The 23,341-nt window shown below is 61.1% G+C and carries 18 protein-coding genes and 1 pseudogene; 10 read left to right on the forward strand and 9 right to left on the reverse strand.

Annotated features, from left to right (window positions below; genetic code table 11):
• The first annotated feature begins 107 nt into the window (after window positions 1-107).
• The 4 genes and pseudogenes from JZI28_RS21745 (at window position 108) to JZI28_RS21760 (ending at window position 2,206) form a co-directional block, all read left to right on the forward strand.
• Window positions 108-494, forward strand: coding sequence for a DUF6878 family protein (locus JZI28_RS21745; RefSeq protein WP_375700285.1), 387 nt, complete (start codon window positions 108-110; stop codon window positions 492-494).
• 1 nt (window position 495) lies between these two features.
• Window positions 496-957, forward strand: coding sequence for a DUF6915 family protein (locus JZI28_RS21750; RefSeq protein WP_375700286.1), 462 nt, complete (start codon window positions 496-498; stop codon window positions 955-957).
• A gap of 100 nt (window positions 958-1,057) precedes the next feature.
• Window positions 1,058-1,359 (forward strand): annotated as a pseudogene (locus tag JZI28_RS21755) (hypothetical protein).
• 124 nt (window positions 1,360-1,483) lie between these two features.
• Window positions 1,484-2,206 (forward strand): DUF736 family protein, encoded by a 723-nt coding sequence (locus JZI28_RS21760; protein WP_375700287.1) that lies wholly within the window; start codon window positions 1,484-1,486, stop codon window positions 2,204-2,206.
• Window positions 2,207-2,372: 166 nt separating this feature from the next.
• Here the strand turns inward: JZI28_RS21760 and JZI28_RS21765 are convergent, their stop codons facing one another.
• Window positions 2,373-4,712, reverse strand: coding sequence for a S8 family peptidase (locus JZI28_RS21765; protein ID WP_348484081.1), 2,340 nt, complete (start codon window positions 4,710-4,712; stop codon window positions 2,373-2,375).
• A 31-nt stretch (window positions 4,713-4,743) separates the two neighbouring features.
• Window positions 4,744-5,826, reverse strand: coding sequence for an ATP-binding protein (locus tag JZI28_RS21770; RefSeq protein WP_348484082.1), 1,083 nt, complete (start codon window positions 5,824-5,826; stop codon window positions 4,744-4,746).
• 687 nt (window positions 5,827-6,513) lie between these two features.
• On the opposite strand from JZI28_RS21770, the gene JZI28_RS21775 reads away from it, so the two are divergent.
• A complete protein-coding gene (locus JZI28_RS21775; protein WP_375700288.1) occupies window positions 6,514-7,443 on the forward strand; it encodes a DUF2493 domain-containing protein in 930 nt (309 codons plus the stop codon).
• 622 nt (window positions 7,444-8,065) lie between these two features.
• Here the strand turns inward: JZI28_RS21775 and JZI28_RS21780 are convergent.
• The 7 genes from JZI28_RS21780 to JZI28_RS21810 all read right to left on the reverse strand — a co-directional run bounded on the left by JZI28_RS21780 (window position 8,066) and on the right by JZI28_RS21810 (window position 15,077).
• On the reverse strand, window positions 8,066-9,091 hold the full coding sequence (locus JZI28_RS21780; protein ID WP_375699407.1) for an IS110 family transposase: 1,026 nt from the start codon (window positions 9,089-9,091) through the stop codon (window positions 8,066-8,068).
• A gap of 223 nt (window positions 9,092-9,314) precedes the next feature.
• Window positions 9,315-12,026, reverse strand: a complete 2,712-nt coding sequence (locus JZI28_RS21785; protein WP_375700289.1) for a relaxase/mobilization nuclease domain-containing protein — start codon at window positions 12,024-12,026, stop codon at window positions 9,315-9,317.
• A complete protein-coding gene (locus JZI28_RS21790) occupies window positions 12,023-12,391 on the reverse strand; it encodes a hypothetical protein (RefSeq protein ID WP_375700290.1) in 369 nt (122 codons plus the stop codon). Before JZI28_RS21790 ends, JZI28_RS21785 begins: the two co-directional genes overlap by 4 nt.
• 132 nt (window positions 12,392-12,523) lie before the next feature.
• Window positions 12,524-13,042 carry a hypothetical protein gene (locus JZI28_RS21795; protein WP_375700291.1) on the reverse strand — a complete coding sequence of 173 codons (519 nt, stop codon included), beginning with the start codon at window positions 13,040-13,042 and terminating at the stop codon, window positions 12,524-12,526.
• Window positions 13,039-13,749: a hypothetical protein gene (locus tag JZI28_RS21800; RefSeq protein WP_375700292.1), complete on the reverse strand. Its 711-nt coding sequence runs from the start codon at window positions 13,747-13,749 to the stop codon at window positions 13,039-13,041. Before JZI28_RS21800 ends, JZI28_RS21795 begins: the two co-directional genes overlap by 4 nt.
• On the reverse strand, window positions 13,746-14,132 hold the full coding sequence (locus tag JZI28_RS21805) for a hypothetical protein (RefSeq protein WP_375700293.1): 387 nt from the start codon (window positions 14,130-14,132) through the stop codon (window positions 13,746-13,748). The genes JZI28_RS21800 and JZI28_RS21805 overlap by 4 nt, the downstream gene beginning before the upstream one ends.
• 339 nt (window positions 14,133-14,471) lie before the next feature.
• Complete coding sequence (locus JZI28_RS21810) at window positions 14,472-15,077, reverse strand: recombinase family protein (RefSeq protein WP_375700294.1); 606 nt, start codon at window positions 15,075-15,077, stop codon at window positions 14,472-14,474.
• Window positions 15,078-15,206: 129 nt separating this feature from the next.
• Between JZI28_RS21810 and JZI28_RS21815 the strand changes: the two genes are divergently transcribed.
• The 5 genes from JZI28_RS21815 (at window position 15,207) to JZI28_RS21835 (ending at window position 23,333) form a co-directional block, all read left to right on the forward strand.
• Window positions 15,207-18,092: a Tn3 family transposase gene (locus JZI28_RS21815; protein WP_375700295.1), complete on the forward strand. Its 2,886-nt coding sequence runs from the start codon at window positions 15,207-15,209 to the stop codon at window positions 18,090-18,092.
• A gap of 128 nt (window positions 18,093-18,220) precedes the next feature.
• Window positions 18,221-19,246, forward strand: coding sequence for an IS110 family transposase (locus JZI28_RS21820; protein ID WP_375699407.1), 1,026 nt, complete (start codon window positions 18,221-18,223; stop codon window positions 19,244-19,246).
• A gap of 457 nt (window positions 19,247-19,703) precedes the next feature.
• Window positions 19,704-19,910 carry a hypothetical protein gene (locus tag JZI28_RS21825; protein ID WP_007120662.1) on the forward strand — a complete coding sequence of 69 codons (207 nt, stop codon included), beginning with the start codon at window positions 19,704-19,706 and terminating at the stop codon, window positions 19,908-19,910.
• 521 nt (window positions 19,911-20,431) lie between these two features.
• Entirely contained in the window at window positions 20,432-21,013 is a 582-nt protein-coding gene (locus JZI28_RS21830) for a helix-turn-helix domain-containing protein (RefSeq protein ID WP_009807939.1), read from the forward strand.
• Window positions 21,000-23,333 (forward strand): relaxase/mobilization nuclease domain-containing protein, encoded by a 2,334-nt coding sequence (locus JZI28_RS21835; protein WP_009807938.1) that lies wholly within the window; start codon window positions 21,000-21,002, stop codon window positions 23,331-23,333. Before JZI28_RS21830 ends, JZI28_RS21835 begins: the two co-directional genes overlap by 14 nt.
• Window positions 23,334-23,341 lie beyond the last annotated feature (8 nt).

The following is a 23,341-nucleotide window of genomic DNA, read 5'->3' on the forward strand; positions in this document are numbered from 1 at the left end:
CTTTGGGCCGGGCGTCGCGGATCGGGGTTTGGCCGGTCCGCGCTTTCCGGGCGCGCGCTGACCAATGCCACGCCCGGCCCCCCAAATTCGGACAAGAGGACAGACCCATGACCAATCCCCAAATAGACTATGCCGCACTGGCGGCTCAGTGGCGCGCGGAGCGTGAAACTACCTTGAAGGCATCCCGAACGGACCTGCTCGCGCAACTACGTGCGCTTGGCATCAGCGAGGTCACCGCCGAATACGAAGGCTATGGCGACTCTGGCAATGTCGAGGATGTGACGGTGCAGCCTGCAGAGGTCCAACTGCCGGAGGCGCTTGCTACAGAGGTTGGCGACTTCGCCTGGTCGCTCGCTTATCACCATCACCCGGGGTTCGAAAACAACGAGGGCGGCTACGGCACACTGACCTGGGACATAGCACTAGACAGCATCACGCTCGATCACGCGGACCGCTATGTCGAATGCTCGCACAGCTATGACGAGGGGCTGTGAGATGGCCCATCCGCTTCATCATGCCGAAAGCTCCGCCCGGAAATTCGGCGGGGTGCCGTCTGACTATCAGGACATCCACGACTGGTTCGACGCCTCGAAAGAGCACCTCGCGCTCTTCACGCACCGGGCCTTGCGCCATCATGCCCAAGGTCTGTTCGAGGCCGAACGTGTCTTCGGTCTGACCCTGATCAATAGCGCGGGTCGGGACATACCCGTGCGCTGGATCGGCGAGCAGCATGTCCGCGAAGACTGCCAGGGCCGCATTCCGAGCATGGCGGACTGGCTGCGACGGATCCAGCCAGAGCCATGGATGGCCAATGGCCATATCGAGCAGCATGTCAGCGGGGAGCCCTGCGGCGACCCAAGAGTCGCCTGGGCCTCCGAAGTCGCCGCCGGACGAACGGTTCTTGGCCTGAAGGATTGGATGGCGGCGCGCGCGATGCAAGCGGCACAGAGTGCCTGACAGGACCCGGCTTTTTGCCAATTGAATGCCGCACTGAAGCCCGGTTGGAAGATCGGGCTTCTTGCGTCGTTTCCCCACCATTCTTCGTGAGGAGGATCATATGACACTCGATGACATTAAGGCGGCCGTTGATGCCGGCCAGACCGTGCATTGGACTAATACCGGCTACGTTGTCCACAAGGACAGGCTCGGACAGTACCTGATCACCTACGTGCCGAACGGCAGCTGCATCGGCCTGACCGATCGGGGCGGGCAAAGGTTGAACGGTAAAGAGGGAGAGTTTTTCGTCGCGCAATCGGAGGACGGCGCGAAAATTCGGGCAGCCAATCAAGACCAGACGGGCAGGAGAGGGGCGTAGCACCCGGAGGCGCGGGAGCATTCCCACTCGGACGGCAGCTCTGACCCGTGGGCGGGGCTGAAAGGAAAGCAGGCTTTTTGATTTGTGACCCCACGAGGGGTCGAAAAAGCAATCCCGGATGCGCTGGCAAGGACGTCAGACACCGGCCAATCCAAAAGGAACCATCCCATGTTCGCAGGAACCCTCACCCGCAATGTCGAGACCGCAGCCGCTCAGTACACCGGCATGATCCACTCGATGCGCTTTGACATCGCCATCCAGTTGGAGGCGCGGGCCAAGATGTCCGAACGCAGCCCGGATTTCGATGTGACCGCAGTCAACAAATCAGGCCGCAAGGTGCGCATCGGCACGGCCTGGAACGAGACCGGCAATACCAGCGGCAACCCGTATATCTCGATGCAGATCGATGTCGGCTTGGGCCCGTTCCGTGTCAACGCGGTGCAGACGAAAGAGGCGCGCGCGGCCCAAAGCGGCGCGTTCGAGATCATCCCGCTGGTCTCGAACGGCCTGATGAAGTCCGGCTCGATCTCGGGCGAGCTCACCGCCATGGACGCTGACAACGCCTTCACCGGCTACATCGCCAACATGATGTTCGATCTGGAGTTCATGCTGATCGAGAACAGCTACAAAGCCGAGGAGACCCACCCCGATTACCGCATCGAGGTCAGCTCGCCCCGTGGCACACCGATCCGCGTCGGCTCGGCCTGGATGGCGAAAAGCAGCCGCACGGGCAACGACTACCTGTCGCTGCTTGTCAACACGCCCGATGGCGACCTGCGCGTGAACGCCGTGCAGAACGAAGAGCAGCGCGGCGGTCAGACCTTCTCGATCATCCCGTTCATCGACAGCGGTGAGCAGGCGCAGGATGCGGGGTTGTCGCTGGTCGCGTGACCTTGGCATGAGACCAAAAGACCTGAGCCAAAAGGGGAGCCGTGGGAACACGGTTCCCCTTTTACTGTGTTTACTTCAATAGAGCGATCGAACTGCCACTTCAATTGGCGTTCCGGTGTAGATGAGACTCCTAGATCGCAAGTGCCGCGCGGAGTTTCGATCAAAGTCAGACTTGTGCAACCGCTTGAGCGGCAATCAATGCGTCAACAGCAACTTGAACCTCGGCGTAGAGCTCGGTGTCCAACTCTGCCGCGTCGATTTCCACAATCAGTGCGTAGCGTACGGAAGGCAAACCCTCAGCGAGAAGCTTTTTCGACTTCCACCAACCGGTGACTGGGTGAACAGCCAGCAAGTTGCGCCGCGCCAGATCTGAAGCCTTGCATGTCAGCTGATCTATATGGAGCGATCCGACATGGCGCCGATTGCTACCGAAGTCCCAAAGATCATCTTCGTCGCTTGCAGGACCATCGGGCTGTTCGGCCGCCTTGCTGATCCGGGCCAGAAATTGGGCTTCGTTCTCGCCAGCGCGATTGAGTTGGAAACGTAAGTTGTGGGACGCGTAGCGATACCGAACGCCGCGCGAAGCTTCGGACGGGTTCGGAGCGATAAAGCTGCTGAGTGCCACCCGCAAGGTCACATCAGCATTGCCGAGCGCGCGCAAAGCCTCAATGGGCCAGGGAAGGGCGAACAGCTTCATTTCGTTGTGGACATCACCTCCGGTCTTTTTAGAAATCCCGTACGGCGTTATCGTGTCTTCCACGATGAGGGTCAGCGCGTTTGACGCGCTGCGGCGGGCACGCGCCATGTCCGGCACACCATACCCATAGCGCTGAAATAGGGGCGTGAAGTGGCCCTTGTTTGGCTGGGCCGGCAGATGCTCACGCATCTGCTGCGTCCACCGCGCTGACGACACGTAGAGACCACGCACTGTCTCGGGCCAAAGCGTCGGATAGTCCGACCAGAGTTCCGTTACATCCTTCGCTGCAAGCGCGGTCGCCGCGCTGGTGTCGAAGGTGAATGTGAAGGATCGGACCGGGTAATTGTGGTGTGTCGAAAGCAGCGATAACCATCCATGCCGCATTGGCGGTGGCATGGCACTTAGCGCCCAGTTTCCACCCTCAAGGACGACGTCCGGCTTGTTCGGCCAATGGGACGACCACGATGCAGTTCTCGAAGCTGGCGATAGATCGCCGAATGGTGCAAGCGCTTGGGCCGGCTCTCCGTCTGGCAGTACGGTCTTCTCTGTGAAGGCCCCGACAGACAGAACATTCCACGCTTGGGCCGGCGACTCGATTTCGTTGTCCTCGTGATCGCATCGGTCGAGGTAGTTTCCGGCACCAAAGGTGAAGTTGTCGGTATTCCCTGCGGAAACAAGCACCAGGCGCTGATGTTTGATTTCACCTGATACACCGGCGGCAAGCTGATCGACTTCCGTTGACCAGGAGGTGGGAGCGCCGTCGTGCGGCGTATCCTCGCCTGTCGTCGTCGTCATGGTGAACGTCCGGCGTCGGTGACCAACCAGTTCTACTGTATTGATCGCCTGCCTGGTAACCGAGCCGAGGAGATGATGCGGGTTCATCCCTGCATCAGGGAGCAGCTTCACAGATTCCAGACGGTTCAAGACGGAAACTGGATTCGCCTGGTGCAGCTTCGGCGTGAGATCGCCAAAGAGCGCCAGTCCTCCCATCTCCGTGCCATGGCCCTTCACGTCCTCCAGTCCCCAAGCTGGGTTGGCGGCATGTCGGTCATCCACGCTGAGCGCCGGCTGAATGAGAGGATGAGCGCGACTGACACCGGTATCCAAAAGCGTAACGTAGCCTGGATCGGGATTGTCAGTGTAGGTCGTACGACCCGCCAGTTCGTCGACCCACTGCGCCTGTTCGGCCACTGGCAAGCCGTCGAAGAAATCCGCTGTGATGGTCGGAGCGGCAAGGGCGCGCACGCCGCCCAGTCGGCGGACGGCCTGAGCGAGCTGATTGCGATCGGCCTGTGCGACTACAACGGTATCTTCGGGAAACTCCAGTCGATCCGCTCCCACTGTGACGCCGTAGTTTGGTGCGGCCGCGACGAAGGCTTCGGTCATATTAGGCTCGAGCCAAACCTCCCAGACGGTCGCAACATCCACTCCGGGAAATTTGCCTGGGGGGCTGCGCCAGAGGGCACGCAACCCCGCTTCCGTGATGGCAGCGACACTTTGCACAAGGTCCGCGTTCTTCGGACGGCCTGGGACGATTTCACCATCTTTTTCGCGATCAGGCGTGTCTTCAGTCCGAAACTGCTCGACCTTCTTGCGCAGCTTTTCGATACCCTTGGCTGTCGCAAACACCGTCGCTCGCTCTTCGGCGCCACCGGGAACTGGAGCATCTTCGATGCGAAGAAGCATCAGGCCGCTGGCGTCCAAGCTGTCTTTTTTCAGACGTTCGTCTACTCGAGAGCGGACTTCCAGATAAACGCCAGGAATTTCGGCTGCTGGAATATCCGGCAGCGCGTCGATGGCCTGAAGCAATGCTTGGGCGTGCGCCGCGCGATTGGGGACGTCACTTGGTCTTTTGGACCCGCCCCCGCCCTTTGCTTGGAACGGGCGAGGTTGTCCGAGATTGCGAAGGTGGAAGTGTAGAAGGTCTCGCGCCATTGTCATCGGTCCCTAATTCTTGGAGCGACCGTCGGCGTTCGAGGGCATCAAGCAAATCCTGTGTCGCAATCTTGTCGGTATCATTCAGCACGGCACGTCGAGCGGCATCTTCCGCCGCCGCCACAACATCGGCCGTCGAGAGGCCGGTTGCAACATCCGTCACCCGTTTCCATCCCATGCGAGCCAGTGAGAAACCGATCAAACGGCGCTCGAGCGCCTGCCGAATGGCCGGGCCATCGGGCATGACATATGGCAAAACGAGATCGAAGCGGCGCAGCACCGCGCGGTCAAGAATTCCCGGCAGGTTTGTAGTCGCAATGATGATCGAAGGACCAGCATCCTCATCCAGAAACTGTAGGAACGAGTTCAGAACCCGTCGGGCCTCGCCGACGTCGTTCTCGCCGCCCCGGGCCGCAGCCAATGCGTCGATTTCGTCGAAGAGATAGATACCACGCGTCGTCTTGACGGCATCGAAGATCATCTTCAGCTTCTGCGCTGTTTCACCCATGAACTTCGTGATCAGCCCGTGGAGCATGACCGAAAAGAGGGGGTACTGCAGCTCACCGGCAAGCGCTGAAGCACTCAGGGTCTTGCCGGTTCCAGGAGGACCGGAGAGGAGAACGCGCCGCCGTGGTTTCAACCCTTTTGCCTCGAGCTTTTCGCGCATTCGTGTCTCGACAACGAGATGCGCGAGTTCGCTCTCGATCCTGTCTGGCAAGATGACATCGACGAGGCGCTCGGTCGGATAGGACGCAGCAAGGAACTCCGCCAGATCACCGCGGGGTGTTGCGATGGGAGTGATCGCAAGGGTTCGCTTCGCAGGCGGCTTCTGCCCCGCTTCAGCCCATTGTCGCAACTGTTCAGCCAGACGGGTATGCCCCTTCTGCTCTTCGGCCGCAGAGAGTTGCATCGCCAGATCGTAAAAACGATCAACGTCCCCTTCTGCGTGGCTCTTAACGAGACCGATGAGTTGTTGGGCGGAAGCCAAGGTCGAACTGCTCTTTCTGAATGATCATTTTCACTGATGCTAAGGTCTTTTCTACATTCGAACCCTTTAGCAGACCAGACAATTTGCGCTGTTTGGAGGTAGAGTGTGTCGGTTTTGTGCTCTCGACCATCGACCTGCGGTCTTGCCTGTCGGCCTCCCCAGCTCGGCTTCGCGTGTCACAGGGGAGAACGGCCCTTCGGTCCGTCGCGCATTCGGCCATGCGGCCTCACCGCGGCGTCGCGCCTGGCATCCCGGTTTGCCCGCCTCGCGAGCACGTCCCTCCCCGGCCGCTCCGCCGGATTGCGCTCTGGTCTGTTTTGGCCCGAGGCCAAAACGATCCCGCCGCTCCATCCGTCTTCCGCGTCCGGTCGGTCCGTTTGCCTGCTCGGGTCGGGCAAACCTACCGTGAAAACACACACACATGAGTGCGGAAGCATATCCTCCGGATGGCCCCCAAATCAGCCCGCGTCAAGGATCGCAAAACTTTTCGGCGAGGGCGGCGCCATTGGTGTGGGGCGGTCCCGTGCGTGAGGGTGCGCGTGTGTCGGGTGCCGCGCTCGGAAAACTTTTGCGCCCGGCAAGCCGGCGGCTGCGCCGTCCCTGACCCGGGCAGATTCGGAAACCAGGCATTCGGCCATGCCCCCACACTCACGTGGTGGCCTTGGAAACGAACACTGGAGACCAGACATGGCTTACGACACCGCAAACACCTACGAGACCATCGAGCTTTTCGGACTGACCGAGAAGGACACGCAGCTGCCGATCCCGGAGGACCAGATCCTGACCGACCACATCATCCGCGAGAGCTTCGAGGCATTGCTCGGGCAGCTGCGGGGGACCGGGCTTGAAGCAGAGATCGAACCGCTGGCCCATGGGCTCGCGACGATCCTGCAGCGCCGCAAGGTGGCACTCGGCAAGGAGGTCGACCGCACCGCTGACAAGATCGGCGCGCTGGCAAAATCCCATGACGGATCGGAGATCGCCGAGACCGCGCTCGAAGAGGCGCAGGCGCGCTTTCTGCAGCTGCGCGAGATTGTCAGCGCCATCGAGGTGATGAGCGAGGCAGCGGCGGAATGCTACGAGATCGAGACGGGCCACGCCTTCATCCCGGCAGCCGGGTCGCGCGCAAGCATCCGGGCGCAAGAGACCGGGGCGGTCTTCGAGGCGCGGCAGCTCCTGGAGCAGCACGACCGTGAAACCGCCGAGAAGTCGAAAGTCGAGGGGGTGCCCCTGATCGTCTCAGGCGCCACCGACTGGACCGATGTCGATGTGATCTTCAACACGCTCGACAAGGTTCGCGAACGGATCAAGCAGAACCGCAACCAGGAGATCTTCCTCTGCCACAAGGGTGGCAAGCACGGGGCGGAGATGATTGCGGCCCGGTGGGCGCGCGCACGCGGGGTCGCACAAGCGCGCTTCGATCCGCGCTGGTCCGCGCATGGGCGGGCGGCACCGTTCAAGTGCAACGACGAGATGCTGGACGACAAGTTCGCGGCGACGGGGGTTGTACTCTTCGGCGGCAACGGGGTCGCGCTGAACCTCGGGCAGAAGGCGGAAGCGAAAGGCCTGACGGTCATGCGGGTTGCTGACCCGGCTAAGAAGGCGTCGCAGGATTGAAGAGAGGGGGTCGCGCTTGGCGCGGCCCTTTCGTCATGTCTTATGGCGCGTGCGATTGGTCATGCGTGATCGGCAGTCTGCGGCGGCCAGCACCGTTATCCCTCTACCCGGTCCGTCAGCGTGCGGCCCATCCGCATCGGTACGGGCTGGGGATGGTGCGCACCTCACGCACATCGTCAGCGGGGCAAGACGCGAGGGGTCGAGACATCGCATTTGAGGCTGAAGACCAGCACGACCCTCGGAGGGTGTTTCGGAACATCGCATCCACGCGGGCGGGCTCCGTCAGTACCCCGGCCAGGATCGGCGGGACGAGGACGCGGATGCTGGCTGCGGCGTGATGGCAAGGGTCATTTGGGGGTCGTGTATGGATGCCCCCGGTTTTGCAAGGATTTCCTGAGCTGATTTCCAGCGATTTGATTGCGGTCGTGTATTCGGCCTCGTGTTGCGGCTTTTACGCGCCGCGGGCCATGATGGTCAGTTCGCTGATTGGGTCCAATTCGATTCCGCGGGCTGTAAGCGCCCTACCCCTATCTGGCTTTCCAATCAGGATCTGTTCAATCGACGTCCATCACTTCAGAGCATTCCTTGCCATCTGCCCACTTAATGCAAGCGGGACAGAAGCTTATGCGGCCACCTCCTGATTTGACTGGTAGCCTTGTTCTCTGGTGATCATCGCCCAAATCTGGCGGGCCATTCTATTGGCGAGTGCCACAGCGGCCACCATCTTTGGTTTGCGGTCCAGCTTGTCTTGTAGCCAAGGATGGCAGCGTTTGCCGCGCCGCGCGGCGGCGGCAATGCAGCTCATCGCGCCGATAATCAGCGCGCGGCGAATGTCCTTTTGACCCATTTTACTGGTCTGTCCAAGTCGGGTTTTGCCTCCCGTCGAATGCTGTTTGGGGACCAAACCAAGCCAAGCCGCGAAGTCCCGCCCTTTTTCAAAGCACTTCATGTCTGGCGCAAACGCTTCGATCACCATCGCGGCAATCGGCCCAATGCCGGGCATGGTTTGCAACCGTCGTGCCTTTGGACTGTCGGCGCAATGGCTCTTGATCCGCCCGGTGAGCGTATCGACCTCTTCCGAGAGCTGGTCGATGCGGTTGAAATGCAACTTGGCCATCGTCACGACCAGTTCCGGAAGATCAGGATGGACATCGACCAGCTCCCGGAGCCGCTCAACATTCTTCAACCCAACAGGTGCAATCAGCCCGAATTCCGCAAGATGGCCGCGCAAGGCGTTCACGGTTGCAGTGCGTTGCTCCAACAGCTGGTCCCGTGTGCGCATCATCATGGTCAGTGCCTGGGTTTCAGCGGATTTTGGCACGACAAAGGACATGTTGGGCCGCAGCGCAGCTTCGGTGATGGCCTCCGCATCTGCCGCATCATTCTTGTGGCGCTTTACGAATGGCTTGACATAGATCGGTGGAATGAGCCTCACTTCATGACCCAACGACATCAGTTCGCGTGCCCAATAATGGGCTGTCGCGCAGGCTTCCATGGCGAAAAGGCTGCGTGGATGTTCGGCGCAAAACTTGGCAAATTGTGGTCGGCTCAATTTCTTCCGAAACACAACCTGTCCATCCCGGCGCGCGCCGTGCAGCTGGAAAACGTTCTTTGCCAGATCAACGCCAATGATGATATCTTCTTCCATGGGTGCTCCCTTTCTCTTTGGTGGTGGTTGAATAACCACCATGGCACATCGCGATGCCGTTCGAGGAGGGGGCATCCACCGCATCAATTCCGGCTGGGGGCAGGATCGTATCATAAGGTCCGCCGCCCTTATTTTTCTTCATTTGCAGAAGCGCTGTGTTCACTTTTGGGCGACGGTGTGACGCAACCTCCTCTCTGTTTGTCGGGCTGCGACGCATTTTAGGTCAGCCAGGATTTGGCATTTCAGTCTCATCCAAATGTGGAGCGCGCACTAGCTGCGGGACTTCGTTTTCAACTTTACCGGCGGAACGTGGACGGGCTGGCGGCATGGGGGGCGAGGATGCACCCTTGGATGCATTAAGAACATCGAGCCAGTCCTTGCAGGGCTTCTTTGTGCCCTTGACGTGCGCCGGCGGTGCAAGACGCTTCGCCCCGGGCAGGAGACCGGTGAGCTGCCTGTGAAGGTCATCCCCCGCCACGTCATTGTCGAAACCTGTGAGAACCTGCCGGCCCTCGGCAGACTTGAGGAGGGCTGCTTCCGTCCTCGGCCCGAACCCACCGCCCGTGCTGACGTAGATCGTGTCTTCCTGGGCCTCGAACTCCGCGAGCGCGAGGGCGTCAAGGCCGCCTTCGAAGACCACCATACGCGTGGCGGTTTTCGGATTGCCGAGGACCGAGACCGTCTTCACGCCGCCCTTGGCAAAGCGCGCCGTGTTTTTCTGACCATCCTTTTCCCATCGCTGTTCAAACCCCACGATATCGCCGGTCTCGGGATTGCGATGTGCGAAGTAGATGCCGCCAAAAGCACCACAGCGCACATCGTCCCGGAAGCGGTACAGGGTCGCTTTCGAGATGCCCCTATCCTCTGCGTAGGTCCGCCGGTCCTCGATATAGGGGGCCTCCTCCCACCTGCGCCGGGCTTCGGTGTGATCTTGCTGCCTGTCGTCCTGGTGCGGTGCTCCCGTGGGCACCGGTGTCGACGTGTCGGTCCCCATGATCTCGCGGAATGCCTTGCGCGCATCGCCCAAGGTCGATCCCGAATTGTCCGACAGCCAGAGGTCGATGACCGAGCCGGACGCGCCGGTCTTGTTGTTTGTCCAGACCCAGGTCGCACCTTTCCGTGTCGCCTTGATCGTCTCAGCGCCGCGCACATAGGTGCGCAGAACCCGGCCCTGCGGATCGCTATGGCCGTCCCTGTGCTTGGGGGCGTAGGACCAGCCACCCCGTGCGGCGATCTCGTCGATATGGACTGCCCGCATCCGGACCAACTCATGATGGTCGTTCTCCTTGACCACCTTAGCGATCCGACGCTTCTTGCTGCCGCCGCCACGATCTGCGTCCGGTGCAGCTTGCGGAGCGGAGACGCTTCGACGATCCGGCAGCTCTGCTGTGATCCGCTGTTCTTCCGCATGCGCCACGGTCCGCAGGGCCGTCCGGACGGGATCACGCCCGGAGCCGATTGCGTCGAACACAGCCCTGGCCTCGGCCGTCATCTCCTCAAGCTGGGCCGTGGCCTCCGCCCGTTCCGCGACATTTTCCTCGATCGCCTGATCGCGGTTTGCGCCGGCTTCATGGGCCGCCCTCGCCGCCGCCCGGGTCTCGGCCTCGATGCGGCGCTGTTGGCGCTCCAGCCGTTCCAGAATTGCATCACACTGCGCCTGAATGTCCTCTGGGGCTCCATGTACGGGCAGGCCTGCCCGTGCGGCCTCAAGAGACGCAAGACGTACAAAGTCAGGTGAACCTGTGAACTTCACAGAGGACCACCCCTTGGCCTTGGCAATCGCGATCATGGCCGTTCGCGTCTCTCGGGTGCTGCGGGATGTCGTCAGGCGGTCGCCGTGATCGACCAGGGTCACGTTATCCCGGAAGGTGATCTGAGGCGGGACATCCTGCAGATCGACAAAGCTTATCGCCTCGGACACAGCGGGATCGAGATGAAGGTCGCAATAGATGCGGCGCAAGAGGGTCAGCTTGAACGCCGAGGATGCGGTCGCTTTGCGGTCCTCTTCCCAGACCACCCCGGATATACTTTCGATCTCCTTGTGATCCTCTTTACGATCATTGACGTATGCGCTGCCCGGATCTTCATAGGTCCCAAGCTGAGCCTCCATCTTCTTGATGGAAAACTTCGACCCGAAGGCTGAGGCTTTCGAGCATTCGGTGCTGCCCAGGATGCCGATCCGCGCGCCGGACCCGGCCTTGTAATAGTGGAGTCCAAGGGCCCCGAGGGCGGCGTGCAAGTCCTGCCAGTCCCGCGCGGCGCCAACGGCCTCTGCAAACCGGACCTTCAGGGCGGCGGGGATGCCGTGCTCGAATGTCTCGATCCCGATTGATTTCTCGCGCTTGCGCGCACCCGACGTTTTGGGCCTCTTTCCGGCGTCCCGATCACCTTTCTTCTTCTCCCAGGCCGTCGGGTTGGGTTTCAATTCCACCGTTCCGTTGGCTGACACATCGAACTCGAACCGGCCCCGGTCGTGCGACCAACCTTGTGCCAGCTCGATTTCCCGGCAGGCCTTCTCGATCCGAAGGTGGTCATTCGACTTCGACCAGACTTTCCCGGTGATAGGGTGAACGGTGTTACAGACAAGATGAACATGCAGCCGCTTCGTGTCGTGGTGCGTGCCGATGACGATCTGGTGCTCCTTCAGTCCGAGGCTGCGGATCATGTGATCCGCGGCCTCAACCATTTGATCATCGGTCGGCCGCTCCAGCTCATGCCAACTGAGGACCAAGTGGTAATACGGCTTCCGGACCCGGCTGTTCAGCTCTGATGAGAGCCGCATGTCCTCAGCCGCATGCCGCCAGTCGGGTGAGGCTAGGTTGCGCAGGGCGATCCGGACGGCTTTGCCGCAGACATAAGCCACGCCAGGCTTGAAGGCATCTGCGCCGCCACCGGACCCTTTCTCCCCCTCTCTTTTGATCGCCTCGCCGATCATGCCAGCAGCGCCCGGATCTCTGCAGAGGCCTGCTCAACAGCAGCGAGGGTCGCATGGATAATGCGCATGTCATCGGCCGACATGACGGTGAGACGCCCGGCGTTGACGGCATAGGTGAGCTGATTGAGGTTCGATCCCTGCTTTCCCAGCTCGCCCTTGATGCGCAGGAGGTCATGGCGCTCTCGGCGGTCAAATCCGGCCTCGCCGGAGATCAGGGCGCCAAGAAAATCACGGTGGCTCTGGAACCCAGCCTTACGCGCGCGATTGATGAAATCATCCAACTCGTCATCGTCCACCCGCTTTTGAAGGAGGTTCTGCCGCTTCCGGCGGTTCGATCGCTCTTTCCCGTCCCCTGCGCGTGCCATGTCTGCTCAGCCCCAATTCACCGTCCCTTCTTTTTTATGCCACAGCCGTGAAAACGCCTAACCCACACCTTCTCCTCCTAACGCCCCCAGCTGATCCCGCCGACGCCATCTGGCGGAGAAGCGGATCAGCCTTCAGCGCTGAATGAAACATCCCACCCGTCCGTCACCGGTCAGGAACGGTGGTTCGGCGCAGAGGCCTCGGGCCTCGAGTAAGAGATACATCCCCCATGCCGCAGCACCGGCGAGGCAGACGGCAATAAGGGCGCCGACGATGGCTGCGACGATGAACTGCCGCCGGGAGATCCTGTCAGCCGTGGTGGTGGATTTCTGCACAGAGTCCCGCGCGATCTGGTCGGAGGCGTTTTCGATGATGCGCGCGATCGCCTTCTGGGCTTCGGCCGTCGCGATCGGCCCGGCGCGGTCCGGGACGGATTTCAATGCGTCCAGAACACGCTCGACATCGCGCAAGGTTGCGGTCCGGCCCGACCGGATGGTCCGTTCGTAGTGGTCGAGTACCAGCATCACCGGCCACATCTCGTCCCGGGGAGAGAGGCCAAGTCCCGCTTTGACCGCCAATAACCGGGCCCGGTCTTGCTCCGTGGGTGCGCGGCGGTAGATCAGGGTGAACAGGTCTTCTGGAATATCAGTCATTCGAGCAGTCCCGCGATTTGCATCTGCTCGGACCAGGACCGCAGCGCTGCTTTCACCCGCATCTTCTGGAGCATCGAGAGCTTGTCTGAGGTCTGCGCAGAGATCAGGTTCAGGCCAGCGTTCTCCAGAATGTCATTCACGCGGGGGTCGAGCCGGATCATGTCGATAACGGCAGCCCCTCGGGCTTCGAGATCGGCTTTGGTCTGCGTCGTGTCGAACAACGTGAACGCGCGGTCCTCGCGCCAGTTGCGCACGACGATCCACTTCGTCGTCTCTGGCAGGGCTTTCATCTCTTCACGTAGGGCGACAATCGGCGACCGGGTCTGATCGATCACGAAGACGATGGTCAATTCGGCGTCGATCTCGGCCATCAGCAATGGGAGGCTGAACCCATCTTCGGAGGCACCGTCCTGATGCAGTCTCTCCGTGACGTCCGAGCCGCGCGCGGGTAAATCGATCAAGACATCCCCGGGGCTTTCCGCGATGACGTCGAAGAGGGCATCGCGGCCAGCGGGTGTCAAGACCTTGATGCGCCGCACATCAAAGTCACTATGTTTGAATGCGGCGTGAAGGCCCGCGTTTTTATCGTCGCCATCGACCAATGTGACCTGGTGTTCGGCCTGGAGCATCACGGCGGCCATGCGCTTTGCAACTTCTGTTTTGCCGACGCCGCCTTTGTCTCCATGTATGAAAAAAATCCGCTTCACAGGTCACCTCCTTGATCTCTAAAATCTGATGCGGGGTCTTCTTTCTGACCCCTTGTCCTCCCCTTGTTCGGGGTGGTCTGTATCTTGGGCTCGGGTGTACCGGTCCGGCGGGTCCACGCTCGGGTCGGTGCGATCCCGGCCTGGGTCCGGGCGCGACGGACGTATGTTTTGAACGTGTTCATGTTGAGCTGATCGTCCTCCGGGAGCGTCGTGTTGAGTTCTTCGCAGATCTCTTCAAGAGAGAACCCGGCTGTCATCTTTGCGTGTATATCCTTGATCAAGCCGGTGATGAAATCGGCCCTTGTCAGTGTCTTCTCGCGTCGCGTTGACATCGACTTGAGCGCTGCCTTCGCGTTATTAAGGTGTTCCGTTTTGAGTGCCATGCTGCTATCCTCGCCTTACACGGCAACTGTCTTTGATGACCGTGAAAATACAAAAATAAATCTTCAGAATCTTCTTCTGGAAGTACCCACCCCCTAGCAGGGTATGGCGACGGTAAACCGTCCCCCCTGATCCTGCAGCGGCGGCGACACTGAGGTGTCTTCTTCTCGCAGGATGGGCAACTTGTCGGCGCCGAGGGGCTTCTCCGCGTTGCGTTTTGGGCAGTAGGGGAAGGCAGAACGGCGCATGAAAAACCAGATCATGCACCGACGGGCCGTGAGACGGTCTGTCGGCGGACCACCATTTTCTGGCTGATCGTGGTCGGGGATGTAGATGATGCCCTAAGCGTGATCCCTGTGTCGTTTAACGATGTCAGTGACGGTGTTTTTGGAGATCCCGAGTTCGCGCGCAATCCATCGGTATGATCTGCCGTCTTGAACGGCCTGCAGCACCTTCGGGGCAAGCTTGTCAGATTTGGGTCTCTGTCCGGGCTGCCGACCGAGTTTTTTGCCGCGCGCACGGGCAGCGGCCAGGCCTGATTTTACACGCTCGCTAAGAAGGTCGCGCTCGAATTGGGCGATCCCGGCCAGCATGGTGGCCATCATCCGACCGTGAGGTGTGTCGAGTTCGAAGGTCATGCCGTTCATGGCGACGACCGAGACTTTCCAGCCTGCGAGCCGATTGAGGGTATCGAGCAAGTCCTGAGTGGAACGTCCCCATCGGGAAAGTTCACTGACCAGGATCGCATCTATCTGTCGGGCCTGCGCGAGATCAAGGATCTGGTTGCGGACAGTGCGATTGGCTAAGGCCCCGGAGGCCTTTTCCTTGAACACACCGACCACGTCATAGCCGCTGCGTTCTGCAAATGCGGTCAGTTCCGCGACCTGTCGCTCACAGGACTGGTCGGATGTCGAAACTCTGGCGTAGATGGCCGCGCGGTTTTTCATATCCTATCGCTCTGCTGCTTGAGGATGTGTCCCAGTTGAACCCCCTCGGAATTTGGCCTTGCAAGCCTTTGATTTTGCTGGTGCGGATTTTGTCCTGAACAGACTAATGACTAACAAGGACAATCCCACATGCCAAGACGCTCTATTCTGACCGCCCGTCAACACGCGGCGCTGTTTGATTTGCCCACTGATGAAGCCACCCTCCTGCACCACTACACCCTGGCCGATGATGATATCGAACACATCCGCACCAGGCGGCAGGCGCGTAATCGGCTTGGCTTCGCACTGCAGCTGTGCGCGTTCCGGTATCCCGGTCGTCTTCTGATGCCGGGGGAGATCATCCCCCTGGAAGTGAGCCGTTTCCTCGCTGCACAGCTTGGCGAACGCTCCGAAGACCTTGCCTGTTACGCCGAGACCGATGTGACACGACGCAGGCACCTGGTCGCCCTTCGCCGGATTTACGGCTTCAAGATGTTCTCGGGCCGTGGTGCGCGTGACTTGAAGGCGTGGCTTGAGCGCGAGGCCGAAACGGCCCGTTCCAACGAAGACCTGGCGCGCCGGTTTGTTGAGGAATGCCGTCGGACACAGACCATCCTGCCCGGTGTCTCGGTCATCGAGCGGCTGTGCGCCGACGCCCTCGTAGCGGCGGAGCGCAGAATAGAAAGCCGGATCGCCGCCAGGGCTGATGACCAAATGAAGGAACGGCTGGACGCGATGCTGACCGAGATGGTCGATGGCAAGGTCAGCCGGTTCGTCTGGTTGCGCCAGTTCGAGGTGGGCAACAACTCGGCGGGGGCATCCCGGCTCCTGGACAGATTGGAATTCCTGCAGGCATTGGCAGTGCCGCCCGGAATCCTGGAGGATGTTCCGCCCCATCGGGTCACGCGCCTGCGCCGTCAGGGTGAGAGATACTTTGCCGACGGGCTACGCGACATCACCAGCGACCGGCGTCTGGCGATCTTGGCAGTTTGCACCATCGAATGGACCGCGACCATCGCTGATGCGGTGATCGAGACCCATGACCGGATTGTTGGCAAAACCTGGCGGGACGCGAAGAAACTGTGCGATGCGCGGATCGCCGATGCCAGATCTTCGCTGCAGGAGACGTTGCGGTCATTCAAAGACTTGGGCGCCGCCCTGCTGGAAGCCAAGGGAGATGACACATCCCTCGACGCGGCCACGGAAGCGGCATGCGGTTGGACACGTCTCGAAAATATGGTGGCAACCGCTGCCGAGCTGACCGACACGATGGCCGCCGACGCTCTGGCGCATGTCGTTCACGGATATCACCGGTTCCGGCGCTATGCGCCACGCATGCTGCGTGTGCTCGATATCCGGAACGCCCCTGTGGCTGCGCCTTTGGTGAAAGCCGCCAAAATCCTCGCCGAAGATCAGACCGATGCGCCCCGCCAGTCCTCGTTCCTGCGCCGCACGTCAAAATGGCATCGCCACCTCAATGCCCCCGGCCCCGATGACAATCGGTTTTGGGAGGTCGCCGTGCTGTTCCAGATCCGAGAAGCTTTCCGTTCCGGCGATATCTGGCTCCCGCATTCCCGGCGCTACGCTGACCTGAAACAGGCACTTGTGCCGATGGAGGCGGCGAAGGCGTCGCCGCGACTGGCCATGCCCTTTGAGCCGGAGGTCTGGCTTGAAGATCGTAAAACGCGATTGGCGGAAGGCATGAAACGCTTGGCTAGAGCCGCCCGAACTGGCGCAATCTCAGGTGGATCTATTGAAAATGGCGTTCTCAAGTTGGATCGCCTCACCGGCACCGTGCCCGGCGATGTCGATGACATGGTGCTCGATCTCTATGGCCGCCTGCCCGCAGTCCGCATCACCGATCTGCTGCAAGAAGTCGATGACGATATCGGCTGCACTGAAGCATTCACTCATATACGCACCGGCGTTCCCTGTAGAGATCGCATTGGGCTCTTGAATGTACTGCTGGCCGAGGGGTTGAACCTTGGGCTCAGCAAGATGGCCGAGGCGACCAGTTCTCACGATTACTTCCAGCTTTCCCGCCTGTCGCGGTGGCATGTCGAAAGCGATGCCATCAACCGGGCGCTTGCCATGGTGATCGAAGCTCAGTCCCGTCTGCCCATGGCCCAGTTCTGGGGTGGTGGCGTCACCGCGTCCAGTGACGGGCAGTTCTTCCCTGCCGCCCGGCAGGGCGAGGCCATGAACCTCATCAACGCGAAGTATGGCTCCGAGCCCGGCCTGAAAGCCTATACCCACGTTTCCGACCAGTTCGGCCCGTTCGCCACCCAGAACATCCCGGCCACTGTCAACGAAGCGCCCTACATCCTGGATGGGCTGTTGATGAACGAGGTCGGGCGCAAAATCAAAGAGCAGTACGCCGACACCGGCGGCTTCACGGATCACGTCTTCGCCGTCACGGCGTTGCTGTCCTATCACTTTATCCCGCGCATCCGTGATCTACCATCGAAACGGCTCTACCTCTTCGACCCTGCCGCCGCGCCGAAGGAACTGCGCGGTCTGATCGGCGGAAAGGTTCGGGCGAAATTGATCGTCGACAACTGGCCAGACATCCTGCGGGCCGTCGCCACGATGGCGGCAGGGGCCATGCCACCCAGCCAACTTCTGCGGAAGTTCGCCTCATATCCGCGTCAGCATGAGCTTGCCCTGGCGCTTCGGGAAATCGGGCGCATCGAGCGCACCCTTTTTATAATGAACTGGTTGCTCGACGTTGACATGCAGCGCCGCGCCCAAATCGGCTTGAACAAAGGCGAGGCGCATCACGCGTTGAAAAATGCCCTGCGCATTGGACGCCAAGGTGAAATCCGCGACCGCACCGCCGAAGGACAGCACTACCGAATGGCCGGCCTCAACCTGCTGGCTGCGATCATCATCTACTGGAATACGAAACACCTCGGCCACGCGATCAAAGCCCGAAAACGCGAAGGACTCGACTGCTCGCCGGAGCTTCTGGCGCACATCTCACCCCTCGGATGGGCGCATATCTTGCTCACCGGTGAATACAGGTGGGAAAGGTAGATCAGGATCAGCTTATGATACGATCCTGCCCCCAGCCGGAATTGATGCGGTGGATGCCCCCTCCTCGAACGGCATCGCGATGTGCCATGGTGGTTATTCAACCACCACCAAAGAGAAAGGGAGCACCCATGGAAGAAGATATCATCATTGGCGTTGATCTGGCAAAGAACGTTTTCCAGCTGCACGGCGCGCGCCGGGATGGACAGGTTGTGTTTCGGAAGAAATTGAGCCGACCACAATTTGCCAAGTTTTGCGCCGAACATCCACGCAGCCTTTTCGCCATGGAAGCCTGCGCGACAGCCCATTATTGGGCACGCGAACTGATGTCGTTGGGTCATGAAGTGAGGCTCATTCCACCGATCTATGTCAAGCCATTCGTAAAGCGCCACAAGAATGATGCGGCAGATGCGGAGGCCATCACCGAAGCTGCGCTGCGGCCCAACATGTCCTTTGTCGTGCCAAAATCCGCTGAAACCCAGGCACTGACCATGATGATGCGCACACGGGACCAGCTGTTGGAGCAACGCACTGCAACCGTGAACGCCTTGCGCGGCCATCTTGCGGAATTCGGGCTGATTGCACCTGTTGGGTTGAAGAATGTTGAGCGGCTCCGGGAGCTGGTCGATGTCCATCCTGATCTTCCGGAACTGGTCGTGACGATGGCCAAGTTGCATTTCAACCGCATCGACCAGCTCTCGGAAGAGGTCGATACGCTCACCGGGCGGATCAAGAGCCATTGCGCCGACAGTCCAAAGGCACGACGGTTGCAAACCATGCCCGGCATTGGGCCGATTGCCGCGATGGTGATCGAAGCGTTTGCGCCAGACATGAAGTGCTTTGAAAAAGGGCGGGACTTCGCGGCTTGGCTTGGTTTGGTCCCCAAACAGCATTCGACGGGAGGCAAAACCCGACTTGGACAGACCAGTAAAATGGGTCAAAAGGACATTCGCCGCGCGCTGATTATCGGCGCGATGAGCTGCATTGCCGCCGCCGCGCGGCGCGGCAAACGCTGCCATCCTTGGCTACAAGACAAGCTGGACCGCAAACCAAAGATGGTGGCCGCTGTGGCACTCGCCAATAGAATGGCCCGCCAGATTTGGGCGATGATCACCAGAGAACAAGGCTACCAGTCAAATCAGGAGGTGGCCGCATAAGCTTCTGTCCCGCTTGCATTAAGTGGGCAGATGGCAAGGAATGCTCTGAAGTGATGGACGTCGATTGAACAGATCCTGATTGGAAAGCCAGATAGGGGTAGGGCGCTTACAGCCCGCGGAATCGAATTGGACCCAATCAGCGAACTGACCATCATGGCCCGCGGCGCGTAAAAGCCGCAACACGAGGCCGAATACACGACCGCAATCAAATCGCTGGAAATCAGCTCAGGAAATCCTTGCAAAACCGGGGGCATCCATACACGACCCCATTTGGGTCTCTCCTTTTTGCTCATAGATGTGGATCGCACGGGGTCGGCCCGTCCGTGCCCTCAGCTCACGCTTCGGCAAGCACAAATACGGCTTCCACGGCTGGCCGCGGACCCTCCGCATTTGCGCTTGCGACCGAGCCTTTTGCCCCCGTGCCGGGTGATCCCCATCGCAACAAGGAGTAACCCAAATGACCAACCACTACGTCGCCACCGTCCCCGTCAAGTTCACCGATACCGATGGCCAGGAGCGCACCCGTTTTCAGCGAGTGGGTGCGATGTTCCGCAACACCCGCAACGGGGACGGCTCGGAGTTCTTCAGCCTCAAGCTCGACTTCCCGGTCGCGGTCTCGGAGCTGGTGATGTTCCCACCGAGCGCGAAAGATCCCCAGGACTAAATCCTCTGACGAGGATGGGCCGCCCCAGGACGATCTTGGGGCGGCCCGATCCCTGTTCCAGGGATGCCGGTCCCTGCGCGTTCAACGGACGCACTCCGCCCGGAATGACCAGGCCGCGACAGACCGGCCCGTCAGCCTCAAGGGGGCCATCCACAAAAACCTATCGGCCAGGGCCTCCCGGTTTTTGCGGCAGAGATTTGGGGACCCAAATCTGGCCCTCCTTGACCCTGCCTGTCCGCCCTGTCGGTGGGGTTTGCGCCCGCCCGCGGTTCCGTCCGAACACGTGCGTGTTCGGCCAGACCATCGGGCGGTGCTGGGGAAGGGGACCCATTGGACAGGTGGGTCGCCCGGTGGTGATGAGGGCGGCAGAGCCGCGTCCCTGCGGGCCGCGGCGTGAAGCGGACACCAAGGCTGCCTGATCCTGAATGCTACGTAAGTATATAATTGACAGGTGGATATATTATCGTAAGGTGGGGGCAGCCTTGGTGGAAGGTGGCAGGAAATAGGGGGTCTTTCTTCGCATGTCGCGCTCAAAACGTCTCACAGATGCGGACCGCATGGAGATCGTTCGCGAAGCTGCGGAAGGCGTTTCCACTTCAGTGCTGGCGGAACGGTTTGGCGTGTCGGTGCGGGCGATCCAGTACACGCTCAAAGCCGATGCCGAGCGCCAGACGGATGCCGCAATTCCGGTCTCAGCGGTCAGTGTGAAGGTCACGGCCGCGGAGCTTGCGGCGCTCGACGCGGTCCTTGCGACAGCCGGAATCGAGAGCCGTGCCGAGGGGCTCAGGCGGCTCATTCAGGCGGCAGGCGGGGTGTTCGTTCCGGACGCGCAGATGGCAGCAGAGATGGCGCGCTACCGCGCCTCTCTGCACGAGGTCGGTAATGGGGTCGCGCAGATCGCCAAGCAGATGGCGCAGGCCAACCGGCAGGGGCAGGGGGCCGGCTCGGAGTTCACCGAATTGCGCCTCGCACAGATGCGCGGGCTGGCGCGGTTCATCCTGGATTCCGCTGACGAGATCGACCTGCTCCTGCGCCGCCGTCGGGACGCGATGCAGCTGCAGGCCACGGCCGCGCTGAGGGAGTTTGCCCATGCGGCTGAATGATGCCGTCCATGCCGTCACGGGCGAGGTCTTTCGGGATGGCTGGAGCCGCGTCCGGGGCTCAATGCAGGGGCTGCACGTGGCCAAGCAGACCCAGCTTGTGCGCGCGGCAGCAGGGCATCGGCCAGCAGTCTTCAAGGCGATCCGGGGCGGGGGAACGCATACCAAATCGCAGCTCGCAAACCAGCTCGATTACCTCACCACCAAGTCCACCCATATCGTGGACAGTAGCGGGTTCTTGGATGGCAAGACGAAGCTCGAGGCGGGTGACATCAAGGATCTGACCGAGCGCTTTGCCAAGCGGTGGGATGCGGGTTTCAAGCCCAAGCTTGGGCAGACCACCCACATGCTCATGTCCTTCCCCATCGGCACGCGCGGGGAGGATGTGCGCGACATCGCGACGGATGTGGCCGAGCGGTTCTTCCAGACCGATAAGGGGCATTTCGACTACATCATCGCGGTGCATGAGGACCGCGATCACCCGCATGCGCATCTGGTGCTGAACCGCCGCTCGCAGGAAGGCGAGTTCTTCTTTCTGGGGCGCAACCACCGCTTCAACTATGACGACTTCCGCCTCGCCATGGTCGAGGAGGCGGAGAAGTATGGTGTACGGCTGGAGGCCACGCGGCGGGTGGATCGCGGCGTCGTGCATTACCCAGCCCGCACCAGCGAGGTTTACGCCGCGAAAGACGAGGGCCGCGCGCCCCGCGAGCGCGAACGCGTGGGGCAGGACCTGACCCGGACGCTGGCGGAGATCGCTAACACCAGAACCGTCTACCATTCGCTTGCCGCAGAGGCCTCCCGGGAGGCCCGGGAAGACATCGCCGCGGCACTCTTCCGCGCGGGCGAGGTGCTGGCGCATGGCGGACAGATGGACCGAACAGGAGATGTGTATATGGCTGAGGATCAAAGCTTCGAGGATCTCAGAAGCCTCTATGCCGAGAAGCTCGCGCGGGTGCAGGGCATGATCGCCGAGAAGTCTGACGCGGAACGTCCCGTGCTGGAAAAACGCCTCATCGAGATCCAGACACAGGTCCAGCACATGCAGCCCTTGGGGCTGCGCTCGGGCTCGCTGTCAGAGGCCCCCTCGGAGGGCGGGATCTATTCCGAGGCCAATATTGACGCCAATCAGCGCGAGCGACTGGCCGAGCCCGACCTGAGATCGCGCATTGACGCGGCACTACACGGCACTGGGATCAGCACATCGGAAGTGGTGGCCCGGATCGAGACCGCGGCCTCGAGCGCCGCGCTGGAGCATCAATGGATCGCAGATGATCTTGCCAAGGTGGCCGAGGCACGCGATCTGAACCTCGAACGCCGCGCCGATCTGGAACAGGCCCGCGACATTCTCAACGATGTACATGTGGAACTTGGCACGCTGTTGGAGCGCGAGAACGTGCTGCGCCGGGATGGCGTCATGGAAGCGGAACCGGTCAGCGAGCGGTTCCATTATCATGAGGGCGCGGTGCGGGAGATGGAAGGGACAATCCGTCAGGAGATGCGCGCAGAGGGCCTGACAGCGCAGCAGGTGGAGGACCGGGACTGGGAGGTTGTCTCACGGGCGGAGCGCCGGATCGAGACGGAGCAGCGTGCATATCTCGAGGCACACCCGGACCTGCTCGCACGTCCTGGCGATGTGATCGACCGGTCTGAACCCTACAGGGAAACCATCACCGATGCGGCCCGCGCCAGCGCGATCACCCGCGAGGTCGACCGGATCATGGAGGGACGCGACGTCCGCACGCCCGTTGCAGGTGCTGTCACGGATGAATTCAGGGAGCGCTATCCGGACATGCCGTCCCACCTCGCCCGCGGGCTCGGCGCGACCTATGCGGCTGTCGTCGAGATCCGGGACACGGAGGCCATCAATCAGGTCCGCCGCGAAACCGAGATGCGCGACGGGCTTGGGGTTGGCACGCGCGACGACATCCTCGCAACCCGCGATGGAACGCCGATGCGGTCTGACCGTGCCGACCGCCTTGCAGACGAGATTGCGCGTGTCCTGGACCATGAGCGGGCGGGGGAGTTGTCCGCGCCCTTCGAGAGCGAGGCGGAGCGGGACGCCTTCCGGGGCGAGATCGCGCGGGTGATGGATGACCGTCAACTTGAGCGGCTCACATCCGGCGATGCCGATGCGCTGGAAAAGGTTCTCGAGGACCGCCTCGACCGGCTCTATGTCGCCAAGGTCTATCTGCAATCCGATGCCGCGACGGCCAACACGGAGGCCTTGCGCCAGGTGGTCGATGATCTTGCCGACACCGAATATGAAAAACACCGCACTGGCGATGTGGATGGCGAGACCGAGCGGGGACAGGTCCATTGAGCGCGCCC

This window comes from Pseudophaeobacter sp. TrK17, assembly GCF_042192375.1.
Taxonomy (GTDB): Bacteria; Pseudomonadota; Alphaproteobacteria; order Rhodobacterales; family Rhodobacteraceae; genus Pseudophaeobacter.